Annotated in this window: 18 protein-coding genes; 8 read left to right on the forward strand and 10 right to left on the reverse strand. The window is 45.5% G+C overall.

Features of this window, described 5'->3' with window-relative positions:
- Positions 1-34: 34 nt before the first annotated feature.
- On the forward strand, positions 35-2584 hold the full coding sequence (locus ACXAGK_RS09820; protein ID WP_474856022.1) for a beta strand repeat-containing protein: 2550 nt from the start codon (positions 35-37) through the stop codon (positions 2582-2584).
- A gap of 93 nt (positions 2585-2677) precedes the next feature.
- On the opposite strand, the gene astB is transcribed toward ACXAGK_RS09820, so the two are convergent.
- Positions 2678-4018 (reverse strand): N-succinylarginine dihydrolase, encoded by a 1341-nt coding sequence (astB, locus tag ACXAGK_RS09825; protein WP_474856024.1) that lies wholly within the window; start codon positions 4016-4018, stop codon positions 2678-2680.
- 395 nt (positions 4019-4413) lie between these two features.
- Here astB and topA point away from each other — a divergent pair, with 395 nt between their 5' ends.
- The 4 genes from topA (at position 4414) to fdhD (ending at position 9198) form a co-directional block, all read left to right on the forward strand.
- Entirely contained in the window at positions 4414-7074 is a 2661-nt protein-coding gene (topA, locus tag ACXAGK_RS09830) for a type I DNA topoisomerase (protein ID WP_474856026.1), read from the forward strand.
- Positions 7075-7211: 137 nt separating this feature from the next.
- Positions 7212-7763, forward strand: a complete 552-nt coding sequence (locus ACXAGK_RS09835; RefSeq protein ID WP_025254953.1) for a DUF2058 domain-containing protein — start codon at positions 7212-7214, stop codon at positions 7761-7763.
- A gap of 39 nt (positions 7764-7802) precedes the next feature.
- Positions 7803-8429: a molybdenum cofactor guanylyltransferase gene (gene mobA, locus ACXAGK_RS09840; RefSeq protein WP_474856028.1), complete on the forward strand. Its 627-nt coding sequence runs from the start codon at positions 7803-7805 to the stop codon at positions 8427-8429.
- On the forward strand, positions 8419-9198 hold the full coding sequence (gene fdhD / locus ACXAGK_RS09845) for a formate dehydrogenase accessory sulfurtransferase FdhD (RefSeq protein WP_474856030.1): 780 nt from the start codon (positions 8419-8421) through the stop codon (positions 9196-9198). The genes mobA and fdhD overlap by 11 nt, the downstream gene beginning before the upstream one ends.
- A gap of 67 nt (positions 9199-9265) precedes the next feature.
- Here fdhD and ACXAGK_RS09850 read toward each other — a convergent pair whose 3' ends face one another.
- The 4 genes from ACXAGK_RS09850 to ACXAGK_RS09865 all read right to left on the reverse strand — a co-directional run bounded on the left by ACXAGK_RS09850 (position 9266) and on the right by ACXAGK_RS09865 (position 13945).
- On the reverse strand, positions 9266-11590 hold the full coding sequence (locus tag ACXAGK_RS09850) for an FdhF/YdeP family oxidoreductase (RefSeq protein WP_474856032.1): 2325 nt from the start codon (positions 11588-11590) through the stop codon (positions 9266-9268).
- A gap of 130 nt (positions 11591-11720) precedes the next feature.
- Positions 11721-12758, reverse strand: a complete 1038-nt coding sequence (locus tag ACXAGK_RS09855; RefSeq protein ID WP_474856034.1) for a pyridoxamine 5'-phosphate oxidase family protein — start codon at positions 12756-12758, stop codon at positions 11721-11723.
- A gap of 9 nt (positions 12759-12767) precedes the next feature.
- A complete protein-coding gene (locus ACXAGK_RS09860) occupies positions 12768-13430 on the reverse strand; it encodes a glutathione binding-like protein (RefSeq protein ID WP_474856036.1) in 663 nt (220 codons plus the stop codon).
- Positions 13431-13483: 53 nt separating this feature from the next.
- A complete protein-coding gene (locus ACXAGK_RS09865; RefSeq protein ID WP_474856038.1) occupies positions 13484-13945 on the reverse strand; it encodes a nuclear transport factor 2 family protein in 462 nt (153 codons plus the stop codon).
- Positions 13946-14089: 144 nt separating this feature from the next.
- Between ACXAGK_RS09865 and ACXAGK_RS09870 the strand changes: the two genes are divergently transcribed.
- Together ACXAGK_RS09870 and ACXAGK_RS09875 are read left to right on the forward strand one after the other, a co-directional pair.
- A complete protein-coding gene (locus ACXAGK_RS09870; protein ID WP_474856040.1) occupies positions 14090-14992 on the forward strand; it encodes a LysR family transcriptional regulator in 903 nt (300 codons plus the stop codon).
- 238 nt (positions 14993-15230) lie between these two features.
- Positions 15231-15704: a GNAT family N-acetyltransferase gene (locus ACXAGK_RS09875; RefSeq protein WP_474856042.1), complete on the forward strand. Its 474-nt coding sequence runs from the start codon at positions 15231-15233 to the stop codon at positions 15702-15704.
- Between the two features lie 143 nt (positions 15705-15847).
- Here ACXAGK_RS09875 and ACXAGK_RS09880 read toward each other — a convergent pair whose 3' ends face one another.
- The 5 genes from ACXAGK_RS09880 to rne form a co-directional block, all read right to left on the reverse strand.
- Positions 15848-16657 carry a haloacid dehalogenase type II gene (locus tag ACXAGK_RS09880; RefSeq protein ID WP_474856044.1) on the reverse strand — a complete coding sequence of 270 codons (810 nt, stop codon included), beginning with the start codon at positions 16655-16657 and terminating at the stop codon, positions 15848-15850.
- Between the two features lie 82 nt (positions 16658-16739).
- On the reverse strand, positions 16740-17417 hold the full coding sequence (locus tag ACXAGK_RS09885) for a response regulator transcription factor (protein WP_474856046.1): 678 nt from the start codon (positions 17415-17417) through the stop codon (positions 16740-16742).
- A gap of 27 nt (positions 17418-17444) precedes the next feature.
- The gene (locus ACXAGK_RS09890) at positions 17445-19031 is read right to left on the reverse strand and encodes a sensor histidine kinase (RefSeq protein WP_474856397.1); all 1587 of its coding nucleotides are present in this window, start codon (positions 19029-19031) and stop codon (positions 17445-17447) included.
- 79 nt (positions 19032-19110) lie between these two features.
- On the reverse strand, positions 19111-20259 hold the full coding sequence (locus tag ACXAGK_RS09895) for a phosphotransferase (protein WP_474856048.1): 1149 nt from the start codon (positions 20257-20259) through the stop codon (positions 19111-19113).
- A 104-nt stretch (positions 20260-20363) separates the two neighbouring features.
- A complete protein-coding gene (gene rne / locus ACXAGK_RS09900) occupies positions 20364-23810 on the reverse strand; it encodes a ribonuclease E (protein ID WP_474856049.1) in 3447 nt (1148 codons plus the stop codon).
- An 813-nt stretch (positions 23811-24623) separates the two neighbouring features.
- Here rne and rluC point away from each other — a divergent pair.
- Complete coding sequence (gene rluC, locus ACXAGK_RS09905) at positions 24624-25565, forward strand: 23S rRNA pseudouridine(955/2504/2580) synthase RluC (protein WP_474807273.1); 942 nt, start codon at positions 24624-24626, stop codon at positions 25563-25565.
- Positions 25566-25568 lie beyond the last annotated feature (3 nt).

Consider the following 25568-nt stretch of genomic DNA (forward strand, 5'->3'; position numbering starts at 1 on the left):
GCAATTGTCAATAAAAGAGGTTCAGGAACGAATTATGTCGACATTAGCGAGAGCGCTAAGCCTAATTAGCGCAATATTTATGCTAACAGCATGTGGTGGAGGCGGTTCTGCAGTCTCTCGGGATAACACGGATAATGGAAGCGGAGACGACGGTACAACCACACCTACCTATTCGATAGCTTTAACATTAGAAAATGAAAGTGGCGCAAGCGACAACAACTTATCAGAAAACAATAGCTTGTTTGCAGTAGCAACGGTGACGGATGACCAAGGCAACCCGTACTCAGATGCACTGTTAACTTTCACGCTTAGTAACGATGAACTTGCAGAGTTCGGCAACGACACAGGTACTGCGCGCACCAACTCAAGCGGTGTTGCTAGAATTCGCTTGAACGCCAGTACGGCTTCGGGTGATGGTGAAATTACCGCAGCGTTAAGTAGTGGTGAAACAGGGAGTACGACGTTCTCTGCCACAGCGGCAAGCGCCATAGAACCTACTTCTATTAGTGTTGCATTATCATTGCAAAATGAAAGTGGAGAGGCCGATAATAACCTTTCATCAAGCAATGGTTTAACGGCAGTGGCAACAGTAACTAATTCATTAGGTGAACCTCAGGCCGATCTTTTGCTTACCTTTTCATTAAGTAATGATGACCTTGCTACCTTCTCAAACGATACGGCGACGGCATTAACAAATGCCGAAGGTGTTGCGACAATAGGCATGTCGGTTGGAAGCGCCTCTGGCGACGGCGAAGTAACGGCGACTCTAGCTACAGGCGAGACAGACTCTACGACCTTTAGTTCTGAAGGTAGTACCACGGTAAGTGAAGAACCTGCGTCTCTTGAGCTTTTCGCTGACAGTATCCAGCTGGCATCTAGCGGTAGTGATGAAGTCGAACTTATAGCGTTAGTTAAAAATGAGCAAAGCGTGCTGATGGAAGGGGTCGAAGTGAGCTTTTCTGCAGCAACAGGTGATGGCGTTGAACTTCAGTTAACACAGCCAGAAACCGCTGCCGATGGCACGGCTCGCGCAGTATTGACATCGCAAAACGACAAATCAAACCGTACTATTACTATCACTGCTGGAGCAGGTAGCCTTACTGAATCTGTTGATATCACCATTACTGGGACAGAAGTAACTATTAATGGAGCGTCGTCGGTCATTTTAAACGATACCGTTGAATACACAATTCGTCTTCAAGACTCCGATGGCGAGACTATCAAAAACGAAGATGTTGTCTTATCTGCAACTAACGGCACACTTGGCAGTACCACGGTCAATACCGGGGCTAATGGTCAAGCAACGGTATCCTATACAGCCTCCGCTTCTGGAGAAAATACCATTACGGCATCAGCACTTAATGCTGAAACAAGTTTTACGGTACAGGTTCAGCAAGACGAATTTAACTTCGTTAACTTGCCTACTGAAGAAGTGCCGTTGGGCCAAGCACAGACAATCACTGTGCAGTGGCGTCAAAACAACACGCCAGTAGTGGGTCAAGAAGTTACTTTTAGCGCCTCACGTGGCGTAATTGACGGCAACTCAACGGTACAAACTGATGCAGAAGGACAGGCAAGTATCGATATCAGCGCCAACAATGCTGGTATTTCTTCAATTACGGCAACGGCGAGTGACGGAAGCGGTAATGTGTTGGTTTCGGCACTTACTCAAATTGAGTTTATAGCTACTACACCGCACACACTTATTGCAGATGCATCGCCTGACATTTTGGGCCCTGATGGACAAACCAGCACTATTAGCGCGGTGGTTCGCGATGTGGATGGTAATTTGGTAAAAAACAGCGTGGTCAATTTTACTGTCTCTGATGTGTCTACCGGATTTGTATCACCTTCTCAAGCAACCACGGATAGCAAGGGGATAGCGACAACAGTCTTTACGTCTGGCTCAGTTTCGACCCTAGAGTCCGTAGTGATTACCGCGTTTGTTGCTGATGATTCAGCGATTGATGATCAAGTCACCTTGACTGTGGGTGCTCGTGCATTCGATATTTCTTTGGGCACGGGTAATGAGCTAGAAGAACCTACCTCTACATCTTACTTGAAGCGATTCAGTGTATTCGTCTCTGACTCTGCAGGTCAGCCAGTTAGCGGTGTAAGCCTGACTGCGTCTGTCGGCCCTGCAAAATATGTCAACGATGGTGAGTATCGTACAGGGTTCTGGGTCTATGATGACGATGAATCACAATGGATAGCAATAATTAATCAGAACTGTCTGACAGAAGATGTTAACGATAATGGCATCTTGGATACAACTCCAACTAATGAAGACACTAATGGCGACGAGATGCTTACGCCTGGATTAGTGGGCACCATAACTTTCGCTAACGGCAACGCTGAAACAGATGAAAATGGTTATGCCGAATTAGAGTACCGTTATCCAAGCAGCTATGCGGTTTGGTACGATGCAGTTATTTCCGTTTTTGGTCAGTCTACAGGAAGCGAGGCTCAGGCTTCGATGAACTACACATTGAGTATTTCTGCTGACGATGTAACCGATGAAGGGGCGTCTCCGCCAGCAAACCCGTTTGGTGTGTCTGACCAGTGTACGCTTGTTACACCGTAAGGGTACGCACTCATCTAAGTATAGAAAAATACCAAGAATAAAAAAGCCGGCTGATAGCCGGCTTTCTTTTTGGTTTTCTGCACGTTAAAGCGCTTACTCCTGCTGGAACGGATAAACTGAGCCAATCTTGAGAATTTGCGTAAGCTCATCAAGCGCAGTGCGCGATTCAATAAGTAGCTGAGGATCGCGCAAGTCATCTTCGCTTAGTTCATCGCGATAATGTTTATCGACCCACGCGTTTAAGCGCGTAAACTGCGTATCGTTGATTAGCGTGTTTTGATTTACTGCTTCAAGCTCTTGGTCGTTCATAGCAACACGCAAACGTAAGCAAGCAGGGCCGCCACCGTTGCGCATACTTTGTTTAACATCGAAATAGTTAACCGACTTAATAGGCGTACCAAGTGTGACTAGCTTATCAAGATAACGCTTAACCGCCTCGTTTTCCTGACATTCAGTTGGCGCAATGATGGTCATGTCGCCGCTTGGAAGCGTTATAATTTGCGTGTTAAACAAGTAGGTTCTAACCGCGTCTTGAACAGATACTTCAGCAGTAGGAACTTCAATAAAATGAAGCGGCTCGCTGCCAAATTTTGCTTGAAGCTCTTTAAATCCAGCGTCTTTTTGATAAAACGCTTGCTCGTGGAAGAACAATACATTCTGGTTACCTACGGCAATCACGTCGTTGTGAAATACACCTTGGTCGATAACATCTGGGTTTTGCTGCATGTAAACCACGCCATCGTCGTCTAGCCCATGCAAACGCGCTACGGCCTGACACGCTTCTAGTGTTTGACGAGCAGGGTATTTTGTCGGCGCAGGTTTGCTGGTATCAAAAGCATGGCGACCATAAACAAATAACTCCACACCAGCTTGCCCGTAATTGCTGCAAAGCCGCGTATGGTTGGCTGCACCTTCGTCACCAAAATGCTCGTTATCTGGCAAGTGCTGGTGATGGGCAAAGTGTTTTTCGTTGGCGAACGTGCCGCGCAGAATGTTGCCCGTTACCTGAGGCTCTAATGAGCGATGAAACTTGTTTGTTAAGTTTGCAGGGGTAAAGTGAATGCGACCATCGGCAGTATCGGCGCTAGGAGACACAGTGGCGGCATTTGCAGTCCACATGCTACTAGCAGAGCAACATGCTAAGAAAATCTCGCGAGACTGCTTTGCAGCGCTTTCTAGCACACGAGCATCGGAACCAGTAAAACCTAGGCGACGAAGCGCTGCGATATCAGGGCGTTCTTGCGGAGCTAACACACCTTGTACCATTCCCATATCGGCCAATGCTTTTGCTTTTGCAAGACCTTGTTTCGCAGCCTGCTTAGGGCTGCTTTTTGCATTCGCATTGTTTAGGGAAGCGACATTGCCAAACGATAAGCCGGCATAGTTATGGGTAGGTCCAACAAGACCATCAAAGTTAACTTCAAACTGCTTCATACTTTCCCTCATTCTTGTAGTTTTTGCTGTTGACCCCATATGCTACATTCTTATAGACACTGCCATTAAATTGGTAGCAGCTGCAGCGCTTTCGCTTTTGTACAGGGGCAAACGCAGTACTTCTTTAAACCTGAGCGCGTCGTTAGGTCAGGTTGGAATGGCTGGCATTATACGGCTTTTAAGGCCGTTGCCAATCGTACTGCTTATTTAATGTACAGTTTTTGTGCGCGTTTAGAGCGGTGGGAAGAATAAGTATGAAGAAGATCTTGTTTTCCATTCACTTTGTAGATATATGTTAAAAAAGAGCGAGTACCCTATATATAGTGTCGGGCTGCTCCAATTTTCAGAATTTGACGTAAATAGTCATTAAAAATCAATAGGTTTAGTTCAATTATATGGCAAAATCACTGGTCATAGTCGAGTCACCAGCCAAAGCAAAAACGATAAATAAATATCTTGGTAAAGATTTTATCGTAAAAAGTTCGGTTGGCCATGTGCGAGATCTTCCAACGAAGGCGTTAGGCAAAGTAGAGCCTAAAAAACCGGCTAAAGAACTCAAAACTTTAGGCGAAGAAGAGCGTCAAGAATATCTTCGTCGTCACGAATACTTGAAGCTTGTAGACAGAATGGGCGTTGATCCAGAAAAAGACTGGAAGGCTCACTATCAGGTGCTGCAGGGCAAAGAAAAGGTAGTCAACGAACTTAAAAAGCTCGCAAAAGACGCCGACACTATCTATCTCGCAACGGATTTGGACCGCGAGGGAGAGGCGATTGCGTGGCACTTACAAGAACTGTTAGGCAAAAAAGATAAGACTTATCAGCGAGTCGTTTTTAACGAAATTACGAAAAATGCGATTCAAGACGCGTTTTCAGACCCGGGTGAGCTAAATATATCTCGTGTTAATGCGCAGCAGGCACGCCGTTTCCTAGACCGAGTTGTGGGCTTTATGGTGTCGCCACTGCTATGGAAAAAGATTGCGCGTGGTCTTTCAGCCGGGCGTGTTCAATCGGTAGCGGTTAGGCTTGTTGTTGAGCGAGAGCGCGAAATTAAAGCCTTCGTACCAGAAGAGTTCTGGGACGTTCACGCTGACTTGACCAGCCAACAAAAAGCAGCGCTTCGCATGTTGGTTGCCAAGCACCAAGGCAATGCGTTTAAGCCTAAAAACAAAGCTGAAACAGACAAAGCTCTCGCTGACTTAGAAGGGGCTAACTACACGGTAGAAAGCCGTGAGTCGAAGCCAACGCAAAGTCGACCTTCAGCGCCATTTATTACCTCTACTCTGCAACAAGCAGCGAGCACGCGGTTGGGCTTTGGTGTTAAGAAAACCATGATGATGGCTCAGCGTCTTTATGAAGCGGGTTACATCACCTATATGCGTACCGACTCGACCAATTTGAGTCAAGAGGCAGTAGACAGCGCGCGAGCATATATCTCAGATAATTTTGGTGGAAAATACCTACCTGATTCGCCAATTCGCTATGGGAGCAAAGAAGGCGCCCAAGAAGCGCACGAAGCGATTCGTCCTTCAAATGTAAGTATCAGTGCGGCGAGTCTGGGGGATATGGAGCGTGATGCACAACGTCTTTATGAGCTTATTTGGCGCCAGTTCTTAGCTTGTCAAATGACACCGGCTAAGTACGATGCCACTACGATTAAAGTGGCGGCAGGAGACTACGAACTTACAGCAAAAGGCCGAGTACTTAAGTTTGACGGTTGGACGCGTGTGCAGCCACAGCTTCGCAAAAAAGGCGACGAAGAGCTTATGTTGCCGGATGTGCAGAAAGGCGATGTGCTTGACTTAAAAGCACTTGATCCTAAGCAACACTTCACTAAGCCTGTGGCGCGATTTAATGAAGCGTCTTTGGTAAAAGAGCTTGAAAAACGCGGCATTGGTCGTCCTTCAACCTATGCTAGCATCATTTCAACCATACAAGACCGCGGCTATGTGCGTTTAGAAAACAAACGTTTCTACGCCGAGAAAATGGGTGAGATAGTTAACGATCGCCTGATGGAAAACTTCGACGATCTCATGAGCTATGATTTCACAGCTAACATGGAGCAACATCTTGATGACATTGCTGAAGGCAATAAAGATTGGAAAGATGTTCTCAATGAGTTCTACAGCGGCTTCTACGGAAAACTGCTAAATGCAGAGAAAGATCCTGAAGAGGGCGGTATGCGCCTAAATCAGGCAATACCTGCTGGTATTGAATGCGACAAGTGCGGTCGTGAGATGAATGTGAGAACCGCCTCAACTGGCGTTTTCTTAGGATGTTCAGGTTATAATTTACCGCCGAAAGAACGCTGCACTAACACCATGAACCTCACGCCTGGTGATGAAGTGGTGAAGGTGGATGACGAAGAAGAGCTTGAAACAGAAGCACTTCGCTCTAAAAAGCGTTGCCCTAAGTGCGGTACAGCTATGGACAGTTACCTGGTAGACGAGACGCGGAAGCTTCACGTTTGTGGTAATACACCTACCTGTGATGGCACCTTAGTTGAGTCGGGCACATTCAAAATCAAAGGCTACGACGGCCCTATTATTGAATGCGATAAGTGCGGCAGTGATATGGAGCTTAAGAACGGTCGTTTTGGTAAATACTTCGGCTGTACCAACGAGGAATGTAAGAATACCCGTAAGTTGTTAAGAAACGGCGAAGCTGCGCCACCAAAAGAAGATCCGGTAGATTTACCAGAACTTCCGTGTGAAAAGTCTGACGCGCACTTCATGCTACGGGATGGAGCGTCGGGCATCTTCTTGGCAGCCCATAATTTCCCTAAATCTCGTGAGACTCGTGCGCCGAAAGTGGAAGAGCTTGCACGCTTTAGGGATAGAATTTCGCCTAAATTCTATTATCTTGCTGATGCGCCAAAAACAGACCCTGACGGTAATCCTGCGATAGTTCGCTACAGCAGAAAGACCAAACAGCAGTATGTGATGTCCGAAAATGAAAACGGCAAAGCGACGGGTTGGTCGGCATGGTACGACAACGGTAAATGGCAGGAGCAAGCAGCGAAAAAGCCTGCGGCCAAGTCAAAAGCCAAGAAAAAGTAATTCAAAGCTAATATAATACTTTGAAGCCTAAACAATAAGCCCGATTTTATTCGGGCTTATTACGTTTTAAGACACACAATGAAGACTTGTAACACGCTTCATGTAAGGTTTATTACTACATTAATAGAGAGTGAATTATGGCCTCTTTACAAGATCAACTTTTAAAAGCCGGATTGGCTGATAAAGCGTCTGCAAAACAAGCGCGCGCTGACAAACGCAAAAAGCAAAAACAAAAAAATAAGCAAAAACAGCCAGTGGTAGACGAGGCGACGTTAGCGGCACAGAAAGCGGCAGAAGAGAAAAAAGCCCGCTCTCGTGAGCTAAACCAATTGCAGCAGGAAGAACGAGAAAAACGTTCAATTGCGGCTCAAGTAAGGCAGCTTATTAACGTTAATAAGCAACCGCGTAAGGGTGAAACTGTACTCAATTTTACTCACGATAACGTGGTAAAGCGCATGTATGTGAGCGAAGAAATGCACAAGCAAGTGACAAAAGGTCGTTTGACTGTGGTATTACTTGACGATGCTTACGAACTGGTTCCAACGCCGGTTGCTGACAAGATTGCTCAGCGTGATGAGTCTTCAATTATATATCGCGCCGATCTAGATAAAAGTGGCAGCGATGGAAAAGACGAGGATGAAGACGACTGGTATGCCGACTACGAAATCCCTGATGATTTAACCTGGTAGTTTTTTCAAACTCCCCACCTTATGGTTGCCACAAGAATAGTGAATAAAACTCTTATCGGACTCGTGTTAGCGGGTGGCCAATCGCGCAGAATGGGACAAGATAAAGCCCTTATGCGTTATCAGGGAAGTACGCTTATTGAGCGAGCGTCATCGCTATTAAAGGCTGCAGGGTGTGATGAGGTGTTAATTAGCCGTAATGCGCCAAATTTTTTAAATGATAAAATTGATGATGCAGGACCACTGGGTGGTGTGCATGCAGCTCTGGATGTTTTATGTAATTCAAACGCGGGCAAAGGTAGCCCTATTGAATTGCTTGTCCTTCCCGTGGATATGCCCCAGATGACGCCTCAGCTTTTGAAAACGCTAGTATCAGCAGGGCGGGAATCCCAGCGGTCGGTTTACGTGAAAAAACGCTTTTTGCCTTTTTATTTGTCGGTTAAGCAGAATACTAAAGCCATGCTAACTTACTACTTGGTTGACCAAAACAAGCGACGTGTGGTGGGGTTCTTGGAAAGCCTAGACGCCATTGCTCTTGAAGAAGCTAATCTTGTGCGCACAAAAAGGGTGGGTGGCGAGCAAGAAGAACAGATCGAAAAGATAACCTGTGTGAATGAGGCAGAATGGCTTAACGTTAATACGCCAGGTGATTGGCCTGATGACAAATAACGCCGAACACCACGCATTAGTTTTAGATGGAACGCCTGAAACTCAACATTTTACGCTTGCTGAAGAGGTCGCATTAAGCATCAGTTACAACGGTATCAACTATGCAGTAATGCTTGTTACGCCTAAAGACATTGAAGACTTTATTATTGGCTTTAGTTTAAGTAACGACATTATTGAGCACCCCCGCCAGCTTTATGGTATTGAGTTGACATACCACAAAGAGCACATTAATGCTGAAGTGGATATTGCTAACCAGGCTTTTTGGAAGTTAAAAGAAAATAAACGGCAATTGGCAGGTGCTTCGGGCTGTGGGCTTTGTGGTGTCGAAGCGCTGGATAACGCTTTGCCTCAACTCCAACCTGTAGAGCCATTGCCTCTACCAGAAGCAAGCTGGTTTAAAGGGTTGCGAGACCTAATTTCACAAGCGCAAGCACTAGCGCAGCAAAGTGGGGCAATGCACGGCGCACTCTATATTGATGCCAAACGCAATGTACTGGCATGTCGTGAAGATATAGGAAGGCATAACGCATTTGATAAGTTAATTGGAGCCATTGCGGCTAATAAGCTTTATCAGAAGGATTGCCTTGTCGTGTTAACCAGTCGCTGTAGCTTAGAACTAGTACAAAAAGCGATAAGAGCAAAATTACCTTTGCTTGTGACACTTTCAGCACCTACGGCATTATCAGTTAAGTGGGCTAACCGCTATGGCGTATCCCTTATCCACGTGCCTAAATATGACTCACCGAGAGCGTACTCACCACAAGTTTAACGGGGCGCGAAGCTAGAGAGTATAGAGCATTTAAGCGGCCCCGCGTTCGGGGCCAAATTCGATAAGCTTAAACTGCAGAGACCGCAATTCGTCCATCCGACTCGGACTTTGAAAGTTTGATCGCAATAAATTTCGACGTTGGCGTGAAGGTTCCATCGCCGTAGCTTTCTAGAGGTACTAGCGGATTGGTTTCGGGGTAATACGCCGCAGCTTGGCCCGGCGGAATGTCGAAAGATACCAACATAAACTGTTTAATTTGGCGGGTTTTGCCATCGTTCCACATTGACGTAATATCCACTTTATCGCCGTCTTTAAATCCCAGTTTTTCGATATCGCGTTCGTTAACAAAAAGGACATCACGGGCGCCAAACACGTTTCTGTAACGGTCATCCATACCATAAATCGTGGTGTTGTATTGGTCGTGGGAACGCAGCGTTTGCAAAATAAGGTCAGGCTTTTCACCTTGAGCAACTAGGTCTTCATTTAACAGCGAATCTGGAAGCGAGTTAACGGCAAATTCAGCTTTGCCTGAAGACGTTAACCAGTTCCGTTCGCTAGCTGCGTTACCTAGGTGAAAGCCGCCTGGCTGTGCAAGTTTGGTATTAAAGTCTTTAAAACCGTCTATCGTATCGGCAATGAGTTCACGAATATTATCGTAGTCGCTAATTAAGGCATCCCAGTCTACCGGTGTGTTGCCCAGCGTCGCTTTGGCGATACCCGCGATTATGGCTGGTTCTGAGCGAAGTTCAGGCGAACTCGGCGGTAGTTGACCATAGGAGATATGAACCATAGAAAACGTATCTTCAACGGTTACACCTTGTTGTCCATTGGCCTGCATGTCCACTTCAGTTCTACCCAAGCAAGGTAAAATAAGTGCATCCTTACCTGTAGTTAGGTGAGAGCGGTTTAGTTTGGTAGCGATATGTACCGTTAAATCGCATTTTGATAACGCAGCGTGAGTACGGGGGGTATCTGGTGTTGCCTGCGCAAAATTACCGCCTAAGCCGATAAATACTTTAGCCTCGCCGCGCTCCATAGCTTGAATCGCTTGAATAGTGTTGTGACCCTGTTCGCGGGGTACTACAAAGTTAAATTTGCTTTCTAACGCATCGAGCAAGGTTTTAGGCGGTGCTTCGTTAATACCCACCGTTCTATCGCCTTGTACATTACTATGCCCTCTGACGGGTGAAAGACCTGCACCTGGCTTGCCAACGTTTCCTCGCAATAGCTGTACATTCACAATTTCTTGAACCGTAGCAACAGAGTGCTTGTGCTGTGTAATTCCCATAGCCCAGCACATGATTACCCGTTCTCCGCGCTTGTACATAGTAGCCGCGTGGCGGATGTCGTCTTTCGATAAACCGCTTTGGGCTTCAATATGATCCCAACTTGTATTGTCGACTACAGCTAAATAGTCGTCCATGCCGTTGGTATGCGTATTGATAAAGTCGTGGTCAAACACAGGAGGAGCGTTATCCGCCTTTGCTTCTTGCTCCCAGGTTAGTAACCATTTCGCAATACCGCGCATTACTGCCATATCGCCGCCAAGGGCAGGCCTGAAGTAAGCGGTATTGGTTGGTGTTGAGCCATTAGTTAGCATTTCTATGGGGTGTTGAGGGTGCTGGAACTTTTCAAGCCCGCGCTCTTTTAGCGGGTTTAAGCAAATTACTTGAGCGCCTCTACGTACAGCGTCGCGCAGTGGCTCTAACATGCGCGGGTGGTTAGTGCCCGGGTTTTGCCCGATAACAAATATAGTATCCGCTTTTTCAAAATCGTTGAACGTGACCGTACCTTTACCTACGCCAATGGTTGGCTTCATACCTTGTCCGGAGGCTTCATGACACATATTCGAGCAATCGGGGAAATTATTGGTGCCAAATGCGCGTACAAAAAGTTGATATAGGTAAGCGGCTTCGTTACTTGCCCGTCCTGAAGTATAGAATTCGGCTTGATGTGGTGAACTCAGAGCATTTAAATGTTTAGCGATAAGTGCAAAGGCATCGTCCCATGATATGGGTTCATAATGATCAGTTTGAGCATTGAAGCGCATTGGGTGTGTAAGTCTACCTTGTGATTCTAACCAATAGTCAGTGTGCTTCTTTAGTGAACTTACTGAATGGTTTGAGAAAAACGCAGGGTCGACATAACGGCCGGTAGACTCCCAATTCACTGCTTTAGCACCGTTTTCACAAAACTTCACTAATCCGCTTTCAGGTGACTCACCCCAAGCACAGCCCGGGCAGTCAAAACCCTTATCCTGATTGGTTTTAAGCATCGCCCGTAAATTTTTAAGCGGCTTCTCACTTTGGATCCAATTTTTAGTCACGCTTTTTAGCGCACCCCATCCGCCAGCAGGTTTGTCGTAAGTTTTGATATTGCGCTTATCACTCATATTCTATCCCTTTGCCCGCGCGGGTGTTTGCTTATGTATACAAGACCTTGTAGCAAAGCACCTTAACTATTTTTAAATGGTGTTCCAATTAATTACGCCGACTAAATTATAGGGTTCATCAATTAAACGCTTATTTCCAGTCGCCAGTCTGAAGAGCATAGGGGGACATGTCCGTTATTTCATGAGAATAGGGGTATATTCCCGCAATGTGCGTAACCGATATTACCGATAAAGACACAAAACGCTCCGCGCCTTTAAAGGCAGCCCCTTTAAACCCAGTCTCTCTAAACACAGAAGCTTTAGATTCAATCGGTTTGACCTTAGCTTTTGCTTTTACGAAAAAAAGGTCACCTGTTTCATTGTCCCAAAAACACAAACCTACGCGTGGGTCTAGTAGGATGTTGCCCAAAGTATTAAAGAACTTATTCCCGCTAAAATCAGGGAAGGTTATTGTATTTCCTTTCACGTTAACAAAGCCTGCTTTGCCCCCTCTGTGAGAAACGTCTAATCCTTCGTTCGCTTCTTGTCCCAGAGAGCTATGCCGTGAAGCAATAAAAAATGTCTCAGCGCTTTCTATTATTGCACGAGCCCTGGTGTCAATTACGTTTGTTGTGGTAGTAGTCATATTGACGTTGTCAGACGTGCTATTGTCTAACTGTCCATCTATGGCAAGCCGTCTCTTTTTTGTCGTGTTTCGTTTATGAATATATTGAGGGCAGTTTCCGAAACTTTGATCTACCAATACTGTAAGGTTTCCATCAGTTGCGTGGCTTATCGTACCGTTTAGTCGATTTCTGCGCCTTGTAGCATATTCAATCCCGACTATGCCGATTTTGCTTCCTGAAATCACGTCGAGATTTAACGCACCTAGCATCATGTTCCATACTTGTACTTGAAGGCTAAAGCGCAATTGGGTGGGCGAGGGACTTTCTATGAAATCTCCTTCTCCCCACACAGGAACGGCTACGGGGTAGCCTTCGTCATCTACCAAGGCTAAGACGGTGAACGGACAGGAAGTAAAGAACCGCCTGTGTTGCTCTGGCATGTAGCTACGGATAAAACCCTTGGTTCGCTCGCCTATTTCCTTATCAATACCCAGCTTCTTTTGCAGAGCGATTTCACCTTGGTGAAACGCAGGGTTTATTGACGATAGCCTAGGTAGTGACATAACGACCTCTTAATTTCGAGCTGGAGCAATATCAGATGATGGCATTGGAATAAAACCGTTTAGGGTCTCGATAGCCCTTAGCCACTCAGTTATGTGAGGGTATTTATTCAGCGATATACCACCTTCTGGGGCGTGAGCCATATAAGAATACATAGCGATATCTGCGGCGGTGACGTGATTACCTACGAGAAAAACACTTTTAGAGCTTGTTAGGTGCGCTTCCATGTTTTCAAGCAATGTCGCGCTGGTGGCAAGTACAGTGGGAACATGGATGGTTGCGCCAAATACGTATTCTAATCGCGCTGCGGCGGGTCCTTTGGCGAGTTCTCCTGCTGAAACCGAGAGCCAACGTTGAATAAGCGCTTTTTCTTTGGCACTTTTTCCTAACCAGTAATCACTGTCTGCATATGCGTGGATCAAATAAACCAAGATGGCATTAGAGTCAGCCAGAGTGATATCGCCGTCAGTTATCACGGGGACTTGTTTAAAAACGTTAAGCACACTGAAGTGCTCACTTTTGTGCTCGCCACTGGCCATATCAGGTTCAACGGTTATAAAAGGAATGGCGTTGAGCGCCATAAATAGCGACACTTTATGGCAGTGGCCAGACTTAGGGTTTTGAATCAAAGTAATAGGGTGTTGGGGCTTAACTTTATTTATTTGGGGCGTCATGGGGGGATTTCTCACAATAGGCATAGTTAGATTAATGTCGTCACTGAACTTGTTTATAGTTCAAGCTCCGACAGTGAAGGAAAATCATCGGGGCGACGGTTACCACTCCAGGTAAATTTTCTATCACCCTCAGCAATAGAATGTTCGTTAATACTGGCTATACGCTTTTCCATCAGCCCTTCCGGGTTAAACTGCCAATTTTCGTTGCCGTAAGCTCTGAACCATTGTCCCGAATCGTTTGTGTACTCATAGGCAAAGCGCACCGCAATGCGGTTTGAGCCAAATGTCCATAGCTCTTTTACCAGTTTATAATTGAGCTCTTTGTTCCACTTTCGCGTTAAAAAACTTACTATTTGAGCTCGCCCTTCAATGAACTCTGCGCGGTTACGCCAGCTACAGTCGAAGGTATAAGCACCCGCAACTTTTACCGGGTCTTTACTGTTCCAAGCGTCTTCAGCAAGGCGCACTTTTTGCGCTGCGGTTTCGCGTGAAAAGGGTGGTGATGGCGGTCTCATAAATGTCTCCTCGTGTTATCGGTCTGTGGTTTATCAATATTGTTTGAATTGAAAGTGCGAATTAGCTTATGGAAATACTAATGCTTTCTTTTCATTTAATAATTGGCTATTTTTAAAATTCATAATTTCAAATAGTGAAATAATATGGATAAGCTTTTGTGCATGAGAGTGTTTGTCGAGGCGGCTAAATCGGGTAGCTTTGTAGGGGCTGCAGACACATTATCAATGTCAGCGCCTGCAGTTACTCGCTGTATTGCACATCTGGAATCTCAGTTAAATACAAGGCTTTTTCATCGCACAACACGGCAAATAAAGCTGAGCGAAGTGGGAGAGCATTACTTAAGTCATGCCTCACGTATTTTGACCGACATTGAACAAAGTGAAGCTGCGGTATCTGGCTTAGATATCGCGCCACAAGGTGAACTCAATATAACTGCGCCTATATTATTCGGAGAGCGTTACATAACGCCGATTATTTCTCAGTTCCTGAAGGATTACCCTAATATTTCAATTAACGGTCATTTTCACGATGACGTCGTGAATTTGATTGACAATAATATTGATGTAGCAATACGAATTGGTAAGCCGAAAGACTCATTGCTTTATGGTGTTACTGTTGGGTATGTAAGGCGCGTAACCTGCGCTGCACCTGCTTATTTAGAAAGCAGCGGGCCCATCAAGAAACCGGAAGATTTAAAACAGCATAGCATTTTGTTTCCTACGAGATTTAACGAACCTGCCATATGGACGTACCATAAAGGCGGCAAAGCTATACCCATTAAGCTTACGCCTCGCTTTCAGTCAAACCAAAATAGAGCGGCAATTAATGCAGCAAAAGATGGCGTAGGTATTGTACGGCTTATGTCTTACCAAGTTGCTGATGCGCTTAAAAGTGGTGAATTGGTTAGCTTGTTAGAAGATGTGGAAGATAACAAGTTGCCTATTCAAGTGGTGAGTGTTGAAGGACGAAAAAACCTCACCAAAATTAAAACCTTTATCGACTATGTAAAGGCCGGATTAGCAAACAATGAATATCTTAACCCTTAGTGAGCATTCAAAAGGTTAGGGGAATGGCGATAGGGAATGCTGTTTATCATTACAAAATAAAACCGTTGTGCTAAGGCAAAGCAATTCTGTTTAATGTGAGCTTGATACGCTTTGTGAGTAAATAGCAATGGGTTACACTACGGCAAGTCATAGCTTTAGTCTTTTACTATCGCGCTTTTAACACCACAAGTTATTGTGCGCTATAAAAACGTTAATAATAGAAATTCATCGGGGTAACATGGTTTCTTGGCAATCACTTACATTTAATGAACTTACGAACCACCAACTCTTTGACCTGCTTAAGCTGCGCGTCGATGTTTTTGTTGTTGAACAAAACTGCCCCTATCCGGAGCTAGATGAAAAAGACCGCCATCCGCAAACCCATCACTTAATGGGTTTTGAAAATAATAAACTTGTGGCGTGTGCACGATTAATTGGTGAAGGCGTCAGTTATCCATCGGTAAGCATAGGCCGTGTGGCTACCAGTAAAGCCTTTCGGGGGAAAGGGGCGGGTAAAGCGCTTATGCGTGAAGCCATTAATCATTGTGAGGCAATATGGCCGGGGTGTGATATTGAAATTGGTGCACAAGAATATTTAAAACGCTTTTATGAGAGCTTTGGTTTTGAAGCCACATCAACCATGTACTTGGAGGATGACATCCCTCATATAGATATGAAGAGACAAGGCACGGCAAAAAGCATAGATCTGTGACTAGCTCAAAAAATCGGTTGGCATAACCTTATAGCTTTGGAACAGGCGTATAGTCAGAGTATTAACTGACCTTGTTCACTCATGCCAACCGATAAGCGGTGCTTTTAAGTGCACCTAGATCCCATCAATTAAGACCCGAATGCTTATTTCGCCTTCGGTAGTTGAGATACCAATTCATCTAGCCCGCTCACTACAGTGTCAGGCGATAGCGCTAGAGGATAGAGTACTTTGCCCGGTCGAGCGATAAACGCAGCTTGCCAGCCGGCTTGTTTAGCCCCAGCAATATCCCAACCGTGAGCCGCAACTAACATAGCGTCTTCTGCTGCTATGCCCATTTTTTCAATAGCCCATTCATAAGTGCGTGTATCTGGCTTGTACAAGTTAATATCTTCAACGCTAAGTCGTTCATCGAAATAAGACAGTAGGTCTGCATTTTTAAACTGGGTATACACGCCTTTATTAGAGGAATTGGTAAGGCTTACCAGTTTATAGCCCTTGTCTTTTAACGCTTGCAAGCCATCACGTACGTCTGGGTGTGGGGGAAGGCTTCGCAAAGGCGTGACAATTGCCGTTTTAGCCTGCTCTTTGGTTAATTCAATACCTTCAATTTCAGCGACCATCAATAGTGAGGCAACGCCAATCTCTCCAAAGGTATGGAAGCGGCCAGTAGTTGAGTCGACCAGCGAGTGATGCAGCATGGTAGAGAACCAAAGCGGTAACAAATCGTCTCGCCCTCCTAATGCTTCACCCACCGAACTGCGCATGGCGGTAAGGTCAAGAAGGGTCTCGTTTACATCAAAAAAGATAACTTTGGGCGCGCGCAATTCTTTCTTTTCGACCTGCATTGCATCGGTATTTCCTGTTTGCGCAAAAACAGGTGATGACAGCAGACCTAGGCCTAAAGCGGTTGCACAGCATATCCGTGATAGTAATGATGAAGGTGAACGAGCCATGATTATCCTTAATTAAGATTTGAACGAGTGTTCAAAATAGGTTGAATAGGGTCTTAATGCAATAGTTGATGAGACGAAATGACTATTTTCTGGTGGTTAATCGATACCCATTCCCGCGCAAGGTTTCAATAAATATGGCATCACTGTTATGAAGCTTTTGACGTAGCCTACTAATATACACGTCAACCACATTGGTAAGCGGGTCGCTGTGACTTCGCCATACTCGACTTAATATGCGCTCTCGAGAAAGGACTTTTTCAGTATTTTCCGCAAAATAATAGAGCATGTCGTACTCTAATTTAGTGAGTGTAATTTCTTCTCCTGACAGTGTCGCAATGCGAGATTCATCATCGATGTTTAACGGTCCGACGGTTAAGCCTGATTGAGTAACAGGCGTGTTGGTCACTCTTCGGCTTAAGGCCGTTATGCGCGCTAGCAGTTCGTCAAAGTCAAAAGGCTTACATAGATAATCGTCTGCGCCTTGTTTTAAACCATTCACGCGCTCCCGTACCTCATCTACAGCTGTAAGTAGCAAAACCATAGGAGCATGAGGGAGAGATTTAATGGCGGGCAACAGCTCTACGCTATCTTCGTCGCCAAACATGCGATCGAGTACGATGATGGCAGGGGACTCGTGTCGAATGCGCGTGACTAAATTGTGCAATGCCGACTCTTCGACACACTCAAAACCTTCCGCGTTTAAGCCTCGCGATAAAAATCGTAGTAAGGGGGCTTCGTCATCAGCAATAAGAATTTTCATTATCGGTATAATCCTAATTCGTCTATGTCATTCAGGGCTAGGTAAATCTGATTGATTTGCTTGGCTTTCTATCATAGGAAGTGTCAAGGTAAACTGAGAGCCTTTACCTAACGTAGAGTGTGCAGTTAGTGCGCCGTGGTGGGCTTCTGCAATGGCTTTTGCGATAGACAAGCCTAACCCCATTCCATTGCCTTTGCTTTTTAACCTAACGAAGCGTTCAAACACGTGCTGCAAATCACTTGAAGAAATGCCTTCACCGCAATCAATGACTGATACATTGATATTCTGGTCTTCGCTTTCAACACGCAGCGAAATGGGCGTATCTGGATAGGAGTATTTGTGTGCGTTTTCAATAAGAATGGTTAGTGCCTGCGAAATTCTGTCACTGTCGATAAGCACTTGCGCTTTTTCTTTAGCAAGCCATTTAATATCTAGATCTCTGTGCTTTGTAAGTTTTTGCCACGATGGCATGTTTTGAGTAAGCAGGCTGTGTAAGTCCGATTTAACCAAATCCACCGTGAATTCATGCATCTCGGCGCGCGCCAGTAGCAGTAAGTCATCCACTAACTTACTCAAGTTAACCGCTTGCTCAAGTATGGTCTCCAGCGTTTCTTTGTAAATCTCATTGCTCGCTGCTGCTTGTCTGAGGGTTACCTGCGCTTCGCCGCGTATAATAGTTAGCGGCGTACGCAATTCGTGGCTAACATCGGCCAAAAACTGACGACGCTTTGCGTCTTGCTTAGTTAGTTTGTCATTTGCTTCTTTTAGCGCGCGAGTGCGGCTCTCCACTTCAAACTCTAAATGCTTGCGATGGGCATCTGCCTGAGCTTCATGCTCCTGTAGTCGCGCAATCATAGAGTTAAGCGCTTTCACCAAGTCAGTAAATTCGCTGTCTAGGGTTTCAGGTAAGCGATAGTGATAATTTCCTGATGCGATAGCATCAGTACCAGTACGAATAACTGTAAGGGGTGAATAAAGGGCATTAAATAGCCAGTAGCAACCTAGCAAAATGAAGGGGCAGGTGATGAGGCCCAAACTAATCGTAAACCATACTATGCTGGTGTTAAGTGTTTCGATGCTAGCGTTAATGCGCGATACCACACCTGTTTGGCGATTTACTGCAGAGTTAATGGCTTCTCTAAACTGATTGTCGATGGTGACTTCTAATAATGTTTGAAGGCGCTGCTGCTGGTTGAGTGGGGTGCTATCGTTAGAAAGCGCAATAGCCCTAAATTCTGCCACAATGCTTTGAATGAGTGCTTCGAGTTCGTCAGTGTCCTCTACGCTGCCAAGCGTTGCTTCAACTCCTAAGGCTTCACGCTGCGCGAGTTCTAGCGATGTTATCCGATTTAATGCGTTTTCTATTTGCTGTTGCTTGTTTCTAACTTTGGCTTGGTTCGCATTTTTTCCAAATATAAGCTCGTCTGTCAGCTGTTTAAAGAGCCTGTAGGAAACACTGGATAGATGTTGATGCTCTGACAGTAGCGACTGGGCAAGCTGTGCCTGGGTGAGATTAGTACGGGTTAAATGTGCCGAAATTGCGGCACTTGCCAAGGCTATTAACAAGATAAAAGTAGATAACAACCCAAAAAGATAAAGTTTGCGTTTGTACATGGCAACGACATTGTATTTGTTTGCCACTATATACGCTTAGTATAATGTAATGGTGCAGTTTTATTGATTTTAAAGGCGGCTAGCAGGCGTGTGAACTCTTTAAGGCGGCTAGGGCGACATTAGTTTGGCCCTTAAGCTCAGCATCTATTTTCCAGTGCTCTGGGCTCCAACCAGATAAGAACCGATAAAAGTCAGCGCAGGCAAAAGGGTACAGCTTTTTCCATTCGGCAATGACGTGCTCAATATCACTGTTTTTGAAATAAAAAGGGGTATCATGGTTTGACGAGCGAGCTTGTAGTGCGTCTTCTAGTGCAAGGAAATACGTATTAAGTAAAGCGTCCCGATGGGCTATATGGGTTTCAGTGGGTAATGCGCTTCCCAAAAAGTAAGCTACATCTTTTATGCCGGCACCAAAACCGACATACTGAAAGTCGACGGCGGCACAGGCGGAAAAATCTTCAGTAAAACAGAAGTTAGCCACTTTAGCATCGCCATGTACTAACGTTTGATAGATAGCACTATCTAAAGTTCTAGAAATGGCCAGGGCGTTTTGTTTTAACAGACCCTCGGGCATGGCTTGAAACTCATCTTCACGTGTAGCTAAGTGCCAATAAGTGCCCTCGCTCCACAGCTGTATATTTCGGTTTTCAAATTCACTTCTTACATTAAGAAAGCGCGCGTGAAAGTGAGCTAACCATTTGAGAACGGTTTCGCATCGCGCTGGGGTAAGTGAAGAGGCTGTACGTGAGTAGCCAGCGTGCGCTAAATCTTCCATAACCAGAAGGGAGGCTTCGCCCTGCTGGCTGTGTGCTATGTATTTGGCTGTTGGAAAGCAGGCATCAGTTTGCGGGTGTACTTGGCTATAAAAACAGTTCTCTACCGCAAAAGATTGGCATTTTCGGTTGTGGCTTGCCTCGCCGTTCCAACCTTTGGGGTGTGAAAGGGTGTTTGGCGGTGTGGCGCATTTTACTACAACCTTAGTAACTGGTTGGTAGTTGGCTTTGTGTAGGGTAGTTGAGCTATCTTGTACTTGCTGGATTTCATTTATACGAGTAGCGCTAACATTGTTACTGGATTTTGCGGTACCGTCACTAGAATAGCTTAGTGTGGCACGAAAGCACGCACCATAGCCACTCCAAAGAGGCTGGATTAGTTGCGTATTCAATACCCTGGCATTACACACTTGGCTTAACCAATCTATATATTGCTGGTCTACCGTATCTGACATTTCATTCTCAATTCGAACTAAATTTCAAGAGTACATTAACAAACAAAAAAGCCGCTCGAAAGCGGCTTTTATTCATGGGCTAGTCAACCACTAGCAACTGAGATTTATTCAGCCACAGCTTCTTCAGCAACGTCACTTACTGCTTGAGGAAGTGTTGTAGTTGCTGATGCCCGCGAGTTGGCGTACGACATGGCCGCAGTTTTACCCGATACTGCTAGTGCAGGTCGTGTATCGTCAGCTTTTGCAGTAAGCGCAACATCAACAAAGGTATCGTTCACTTGCGCTGGCAATGCCATAGGGTGAGATGCGCCACGCTTACCTTTACCGCTAGCAGCTAGACTATTTAAAGCTGGAGCTGCCTTTACAGTACGTTGCTCTTTAGCCGTCGTATCAGCTGCTTTTGCTTCTTGCGCTGGTGCTTCAGATTCTGATGGCGCATCTGCCAAGTTAATTTCAACTTGTTCTGGCGATGCTGATTCATCTTTAGCTTCTGGCGCTGCGCTTGCACTGTCAGTATCAGCAGTCTCAACTGAAGATTCAGCGTCTGCTTCCGACACGGATTCTTCAGATTCACTTGATTGTTCAGTGTTTTGAGTTGCTTTGACCTGCTCAGCTTGAGTGGTAGCGCTATCTTCTGCTGCAGTTTCTACAGTCGTAGAAGGCTTATCTTCTGAAGGCTGCTTCTCTTCTGAAGGTTTATTTTCAGCTGAAGCTTCATTACCCGCTGAAGGCTCTTCACCCGCTGAAGCTTTATTACCTGCTGAAGGCTCTGCATCAAACTGAAGTTCGTCCTGAACGGCTTCAACATCAAGCTTGGCTTTTTCTTGCTTGCCTTGGTTAGAAACAGGCTGTTCGTCAGCTGGTGCTAGTTGACCAGGCTCCTGTGCTTGCGTTTCTTCAACAACAGGGGCGTCAGCTTTAGTAGTCGCTTCAACTTCAGCTTCAGGTGTTTGCGGTGAAAGCTCACCAGGCTGCTTAGCTTGAGTTTCAGCGTCGTCAACTTGCTGTGCTTCTTTCTTACGACGTTGACCTGCGGCACGAACATGGCGAGGTGAACGGCGTGAACGACCGCGACCTTCACGTTTTTGGCCTTGTTCTTCAGTGTTGGCTTCACTGTTCGCATCAGTAGTCGCTTCAACAGCGTCATTAGCTACTGAAGTTTGACTATCAACCTTAGCCGCATCCGATTGAGCCGCTACCGGCTTAGCGTCTACAGATTTTTCAGCTACTTGCTGTTCCGCTTGCGGCGCTGGTTTATTAGCGTCCTGCTTAGACTCAACATTACTTTCAGCTGGCGCCTGTGCTTTCTCTACTTTAGACGACTTAGGTTTTGTATCAGCTTTAGGCTTCTGCTGTACCTGTGCTTCTTTCGACGCAGGTGCTGTTTGAGCGTCATTTTGTTCTGCAGTATTTACGGCATCATCTTTCTTCACACGAACGCTACGGCGCTTGTCACGACGTTTTCTGCGTTCAGCCACTTCACGCTTCTTCTGCGCTTGGTTTTCTTGCTGCTCACCATCTTGCTTTTCGTGCTTAGGCTTTTGCTGTTCATCGCGAGGCTGTTGTGCTTTACGCGGCTTACGGCCTTTGTTATTACGCTTATCGTCTTGGTCTGACCGTTGTTCTTGACGCTGGTCTTTTCGCTGATCGCCGCGCGGTTTGCGATTATCTTTCTGGTCACTATCGCGGTTTTGATCTTTGTCTTGGTCACGGCCTTTAGACTGGCTGCCACGACGGTTGTTTTTATTGCGCGGCTTGCGACGACGGTCGTCGTTATTGCGAGTGCGGTTGTTTCTATTTTGGTTACCAGACTGTGCTTTCTTGTCTTTATTGGTTTCTTCTTCGCTTTCGCTACCAAATAAGTCACTAATCCATTTGCCAAAACGTGCGAACAACGAAGGCACATCGTCAGCTTTCTTTGCCGGCTCTTCTTTCGGCGCCACAACAGGTGCAGCCGTTGGCGCAACAAGCCCTTTAAGTGCTGGCTCTTCGCGTTTGACGGGGGCTGCGGTCGTCGTTTCTGTTTCAGCTTCTACTGCAGGCATTAGCTCTACGTCGTAGCTCGCTTCAGAAACAACGTCGTCTGGACGTCGACGCAACACCTGGTAATGAGGTGTATCCAAGTTTGCATTAGGAATAAGTAGTAAATCTACGCCGTGACGCTTTTCAAGAAGCTGAATTGACTTACGCTTTTCGTTAAGTAGATAGGTCGCAACTGGAACAGGCAACTGTGCTTCAATTTGCCCTGTGTTTTCTTTGATGCTTTCTTCTTCCAAAATACGAAGAATAGACAGTGCTAAAGATTCGGTTCCGCGAATAGTGCCGTGACCAGAGCATCGTGGACATACGTGGTGCGCTGATTCACCTAGAGAAGGGCGTAAACGCTGGCGAGACATTTCCAAAAGACCAAAGCGAGAAATACGACCCAATTGTACACGGGCTCTGTCACTTCTTACCGCGTCTTTCATGCGGTTTTCAACTTCACGTTGGTGACGTACTGGTGTCATGTCGATGAAGTCAATAACTACCAAACCACCTAAATCGCGAAGACGCAACTGACGAGCAATTTCGTCTGCCGCTTCTAAGTTAGTATTAAGCGCAGTCTCTTCAATATCACCGCCCTTGGTTGCGCGGGCAGAGTTGATATCAATAGATGTTAGTGCTTCAGTAGGGTCGATAACAATTGAGCCGCCAGATGGTAAACGCACTTCGCGTTGGAACGCAGACTCAATTTGGCTTTCGATTTGGTAGTGGCTGAATAATGGTACTTCACCACGATAAAGCTTTACACGATTTGCAAAGTCAGGGCGCACTAGCTGAATGTGCTGTAGCGCTTGCTCATAAATGCTGGTTTTATCGATAAGGATTTCGCCGATATCGCGACGTAGATAGTCACGAATAGCGCGCACAATAACGTTACTTTCTTGGTGAATTAAGAAAGGAGCTTCGCGCTCTTCAGCTACCTCTGAAATCGCTTCCCAATGTTTGAGCAGAACTTTTAAATCCCACTCTAATTCTTCGTACGACTTACCTACACCGGCAGTACGTACAATTAGGCCCATACCTTCAGGAAGATCTAATTTGCTTAGTGATTCTTTAAGCTCAGTACGCTCGTCGCCTTCAATACGACGAGAGATGCCGCCAGCGCGTGGATTATTCGGCATAAGCACCAAATAGCTACCCGCAAGCGATAGGAATGTAGTTAAAGCCGCGCCTTTTTGGCCGCGCTCTTCTTTGTCGATTTGAATAATAACTTCTTGGCCTTCCTTAATCACATCTTTGATGTTTGGACGGCCTTCGAATTTGTAACCTTTAGGGAAATAAGTGCGGGCAATTTCTTTTAGAGGGAGGAAACCGTGACGCTCTGCGCCGTAGTCGACAAAAGCAGCTTCTAAGCTTGGTTCAACGCGGGTAATTTTACCTTTGTAGATGTTCGCTTTTTTCTGTTCGTGCCCTGGGCTTTCAATATCTAAATCGTACAACCGTTGCCCATCAACAAGGGCAACGCGCAACTCTTCTTGCTGAGTTGCATTAATTAACATTCTTTTCATTGTATCTAACTCTGTTTTAGTACAGCCGTTAAGACACAAAATTAAAGTGACATGTGCAAACCCTCACCGCGCAACCTCACGGCTGGACGGGGACCTTGTTGTTGCGTCGCATTATCCCTGGTGGTTGGCCATGTTAGCACCGTTTTTAGCGCTTAATTTTAACTGTTTTCACTTGTGTCTTATTTTCAGACAAAATCGCAAGCGAATTGCAATGGCCACACTGCTTTAGGGATGTCGGGAGCGACTAGCCCTTATTACTGTATTCTTTTTTACGAGCATTTTTTATATGCTCGCTAGTCATTTAATTCTGTTAGTTAACGGCAAACTTATTTTATGTTCGCAAGCAATGGCGGTTGCTTTATCACGGCAGTGTAGTCGTTGCCTCTCTAGCTTGGTTGGTCTGAAAAATATTTTTTCATTGCGGATGCTACCAACGCGAACGCCATACTTTTTCGTTTTACAAGTGTGAGTAGCATCGTCGTTCTTTATAGATTGCTATCTCGTTCTCGTTTGTTGTTTTTATAACGCTGAGTTTCACGTTTCTGAAAGGGCGTTTCTTTACCACTTACTATCAAAAACTAAATTGTGAATATTACCGTTCAAAAAACGTCGTTAATTATCGCACCAAAACTGCAAATTTAGCAAGGAAAGCAAGTGAATAAATTGTGTATATCTCAATAAGTAGGCTGTGTACTGAGTACAGACGAATGGCAAAAAAATGTCTTTGGTTAAAATTGCGTCGATAAATGCTTTTTTTAATTATTTATCACTTTCAATTAGCCCAGAGAAATACCAATGAGGTATACTCTGCGCATGAAAGAAGAAGCCCCCAAAAAAGTACGTTTTGTAACGGTTGAAGCCGACTTGGCTGGTCAACGAATCGATAACTTTTTGCGTACGCAGTTAAAAGGCGTGCCTAAAAGTATGATCTATCGCATTTTACGCAAAGGTGAAGTGCGAGTGAACAAAGGCCGTGTTAAACCTGAATACAAACTACAAGCCGACGATTTAGTCAGAATTCCACCTGTTCGTGTGTCGGAAGGCGCACCGGCGCCATCGCCTAAACTCGATAAAATTGCAGCGCTTGAGTCGCACATTCTATTTGAAGACGATCGCATACTTGTTATAAACAAGCCTTCTGGAATGGCAGTTCATGGTGGCAGTGGTTTAAGCTTTGGTTTAATTGAAGGCTTAAGAGCCTTGCGCCCCGATGCCAAGTTTATGGAACTGGTACATAGACTTGACCGCGATACCTCTGGCTGTATTTTAATTGCTAAGAAGCGCTCAGCCCTTCGTCACATGCACGAGCAACTTCGTACGGGTAAAATGGACAAGCGTTATAATGCGCTTGTTGCAGGTGAGTGGCCTAAAACTCGATTTAAAGTAAAAGCCCCACTTCGTAAGAATGTACTCCAATCGGGCGAGCGCATGGTGAGTGTAAGTGATGATGGTAAACCGTCAGAAACGCGCTATCGCATATTAGAAGAATACGCAGGGGCGACCTTAGTTGAGGCATCGCCTATCACAGGTAGAACTCACCAAATTCGTGTTCACTGTTTGCACGCCGGTCATCCTATTGCTTGCGACCCAAAATACGGTGATGCGGATTTTGATGCATCAATGCGCCAGAAAGGGCTTAACAGACTGTTTCTTCACGCTCGCAGTATTTCACTAATACATCCAGCGACAGAAGAGCGTGTGACCTTTACTGCACCCTTAGACAATACACTCACAAATACACTTAAAGCGCTGTAAGTT

This window comes from Alteromonas sp. ABM1_013 (assembly GCF_056160505.1).